General features: G+C 44.5%; 5 protein-coding genes. All 5 read right to left on the bottom strand.

Translation table 11 applies throughout. The features are described from left to right. Nucleotides 1-567 (bottom strand): YveK family protein (locus WEIDD23_RS00950; RefSeq protein ID WP_242865354.1); only part of this gene is annotated, 567 nt, incomplete at its 3' end. A gap of 347 nt (nt 568-914) precedes the next feature. Continuing rightward, the gene (locus WEIDD23_RS00945; RefSeq protein ID WP_010371849.1) at nt 915-1,682 is read right to left on the bottom strand and encodes a tyrosine-protein phosphatase; all 768 of its coding nucleotides are present in this window, start codon (nt 1,680-1,682) and stop codon (nt 915-917) included. Nucleotides 1,683-1,805: 123 nt separating this feature from the next. Beyond that, nucleotides 1,806-2,363 (bottom strand): ribosome recycling factor, encoded by a 558-nt coding sequence (gene frr, locus WEIDD23_RS00940; protein WP_010371853.1) that lies wholly within the window; start codon nt 2,361-2,363, stop codon nt 1,806-1,808. Nucleotide 2,364: 1 nt separating this feature from the next. Further along, a complete protein-coding gene (gene pyrH / locus WEIDD23_RS00935) occupies nt 2,365-3,087 on the bottom strand; it encodes a UMP kinase (protein ID WP_010371856.1) in 723 nt (240 codons plus the stop codon). 23 nt (nt 3,088-3,110) lie between these two features. Then, the coding region (gene tsf / locus WEIDD23_RS14175; protein WP_242865353.1) for a translation elongation factor Ts at nt 3,111-3,676 on the bottom strand (566 nt) is incomplete at its 5' end.

The raw sequence follows: 3,676 nt of genomic DNA, 5'->3' as shown, positions 1-3,676 counted from the left end.
AATTTTTGCCTGAAAAGCATCTGCAATGGCGTTCGCAATATCGCGTGCCGCCGTTGGATTTGAGGCATCAACATTAATTGAGAACACTTGTGAATTCGTCAAACTAGAAACATTCACCATTCTAACGAGCTGTTTCGCCGTCAAGTGACTATCAACGTACTTAGAAGCGCGCCACTTATATTGCGCTGGCTGAGCCGCGGTAATTTCAACAGTTTGTCCAAACGCATCAGTCATGTGTTTAGCAGGCAGGCGTGGCACTTTCTCAACTTTAGTTGGTAACTCCAAGCGTTTGATTGCCTCATTCAAGATGATTGGACGCGTCAAGATATCCTTGTACGTCTGAATTAGCTGCACATCTGCTTGTTGATCACCTAACTGCACACCTTGCTGTCCTGAAGTCGTCTTACGATTAACTAACAGTGCCACCGTCGCCCGATATTGTGGCTGCATGACATGCGTCGCAATCCCATAGGCAATGCCTCCAGCAGCAATCCCCAACAGCGTCATCAACAACACGTTGCGTTTAATAATTTGCCATAATCTACCTACATCAATGATGTTGTCCATAATTAAATACTCCCCAAGAATGTCATCTCAAAAATAAGTACCGCCAGTGTAGCATTTATTAAAAAGCGACATATTAACGCGATGTAACAGCAAAAAACGACTGATTTCGCGTTTTTCACACTGAATCAGTCGTTTTAGCTGACATATTCCTGTATTGAAGACCAGTATTTTGCCTATCGATTTGTTTTATGCAAACGGTCATACTATATTTCAGTCCCGTATCTTAATGCCATCATTTTTGTTGCATGTAACCCCGTTAACTATTACTGAATTTTCGTTTTGTCACAAAACGTTAATGTGTTTTGTGCGACAAAAAAGACTGATCATCATGTTGATGACCAGTCTTTTTAATAAGCTGAAAATAGCCTTTTTTTCTTAATTGGCACTATTTGTTGCCTTGAAACGCTTGTACCATTAATTAAGGCTTTCGCATTTTCGTTGAATTCAGTTGCTAAACCTGTGCCATAGGTAGCCACCAACTTCTCGAACGCTTTCGCCATATTATACTGACGCCCAGGCAACTGATGGGCATCCGAGGCAATAATCTGAGCTAAGCCGTGACTTATAATATCCTCACTAAATGCCATCACCGCTTTCCCAAAGACACCAACGTATGAACTCGCAGTAACCTGCGTATAAGCCCCCTGTGAAACCAGGTCGTATAACAAACGCGGTTCCTGCATCAACCTGTGATTCCGTTCAGGATGCACAATTACCGGCGTAATCCCTCGTTGTTGCAGCTGAAACAATATTTCACTTGTATATAATGGCACCTCGTTGGCCGGTAATTCAACCAACAGAAACCTGCCCTGCGTGTCCGTTGTTAAAATATCACCCGCATCCAATGCCGTTAATAATTCACTAGTCAATCGCACTTCTTGCGCTGGAAAAACCGTTAACGGGATTGCTAATCGATCTAATTCTGTTTGAAAAACAGCCGTCAAATTAATAACATCAGTCGCGTGATTAATGAATTGACCGTCCATGTGGTGTGGTGTCACCAACGAATGCGTAATCCCCTCTATTACCGCGACACGAGCTAATTGTATTGATGCTTCTAGCGAGCTTGACCCGTCGTCAATATTTGGTAATAAATGACTGTGTACATCAATCATGTGACTCCCCCTGTTCATTTGTACCTTATCACTATACGGGATTCACAACAGCGACGCCACTCTTTAAACAAAAAAGCACCCAACTATCAAAGTTGAGTGCTTTTTGAAAAATCATTAGTCGAATTAAATCGTCAACAATTCCTTTTCCTTTTCAGCAGCGATACCGTCAATATTCTTAACAGCGGCATCAGTAGCCTTTTGGATGTCGTCTTCAAGCTTACGTGCTTCGTCTTCTGACATGTCACCGTTCTTCAATGCCTTCTTGGCATCGTCCATGGCGTCACGACGAACGTTACGAACCGCAACCTTAGCCTTTTCTGACTCACCCTTAACTTCCTTAGCCAATGACTTACGAGTTTCCTCAGTCAAGGCAGGAATTACCAAACGAATCACTGATCCGTCATTAGCTGGTGTCAATCCAAGATCAGAAGCAAAAATTGCTTGCTCGATATCCTTCAAGATTGACTTGTCAAATGGTGTAATCAACAATACACGTGCTTCAGGCACAGTAATTGAAGCCAATTGGTTCAAAGGTGTTGGTGCCCCATAATATTCTGCCGTAACATTACGCAAAATTGATGGGTTTGCCACACCGGCACGGATATTACCAAGCTCGCGACGCAAAACGTCAGCAGCCTTACCCATACGCTCGTTAGCTGAATCAAGAATTGGATTAGCCATATTAGTTTACCTCCACGGTCGTTCCGATATTCTCGCCCAAGACCACACGCTTAATATTACCAGCTGTGTTCATGTTAAAGATTACCAAATTGATATCATTGTCCATTGACAACGTTGAGGCCGTTGAGTCCATGACCTTCAAACCTTGCGCAATGATGTCCTTGTGCGTCAATGACTCGAACATAACTGCGTCAGGGTTCTTACGAGGGTCATCGTTGTAAACACCGTCAACACCGTTCTTAGCCATCAAAATAGCCTCAGCGTTGATTTCAGCGGCACGCAATGCAGCCGTTGTGTCAGTTGAGAAGTATGGTGAACCCGTTCCGGCACCAAAGATCACAACGCGACCCTTTTCCAAGTGGCGAACAGCCTTACGACGAACGTATGGTTCTGCCACTTGACGCATTTCAATCGCAGTTTGTACACGAGTTGGTACGTCTTCAGATTCCAAAGCATCTTGCAATGCCAAGGCGTTCATCGTCGTTCCCAACATACCAACGTAATCAGCTTGGGCACGTTCCATGCCCAACTTTGCGCCAGCTTCCCCGCGCCACAAATTACCACCGCCGACAACGATAGCAATCTCAACGCCAAGTTCGTATACATCCTTAATTTCTGCCGCGATACTCTTGACAGTTTCAGGATCAATTCCGTAGCCGCGTTCACCAGCCAAGGCCTCACCTGACAACTTCAAAAGTACGCGCTTGTACTTTACGTCTGCCATTATTTAATAAGCCTCAGTTCTGATTAACCGATTTGAGCAGCAACTTCTGCAGCAAAGTCAGTTTCTGCCTTTTCGATACCATCACCAACTTCGTAGCGAACGAATGACACAACCTTGCCACCCTTTGACTCTACGAACTTAGCAACAGTTTCCTTACCGTCACCCTTAACGAATGGTTGGTCAACCAATGAGATGTCAGCCAAGAACTTGTTCAAACGACCTTCAACCATCTTTTCCTTGATGTTGTCAGGCTTACCAGCCAAGTCTTCTGAGTTCATTTGAACTTCCTTCTCGTGTGCCAAAACATCAGCAGGCACTTCTTCACGTGAAACGTAGTGTGGTGCAATTGCGGCAACGTGCATAGCAACGTCCTTGGCAACTTCTGCATCAGCACCGTCCAACAATACAACTGAAGAAATACGTCCACCCATGTGTGAGTATGCACCGAACTCTTGTCCTTCAGCCTTCTCAACAACTTGGAAACGACGCAAAGTGATCTTCTCACCAGTGATTTGTGTCGTGTGGATAATCATCTCGTTCAAAGTTTGGTCTTCAGAAACCTTCAACTCCAAAGCAGCCTCAACGTCAG

This window comes from Weissella sp. DD23, from assembly GCF_001579105.1.
Taxonomy (GTDB): domain Bacteria; phylum Bacillota; class Bacilli; order Lactobacillales; family Lactobacillaceae; genus Weissella; species Weissella cibaria.
Note: the sequence above shows the minus strand (reverse complement) of the source record. Positions and strands in the feature narration are given on the sequence as shown.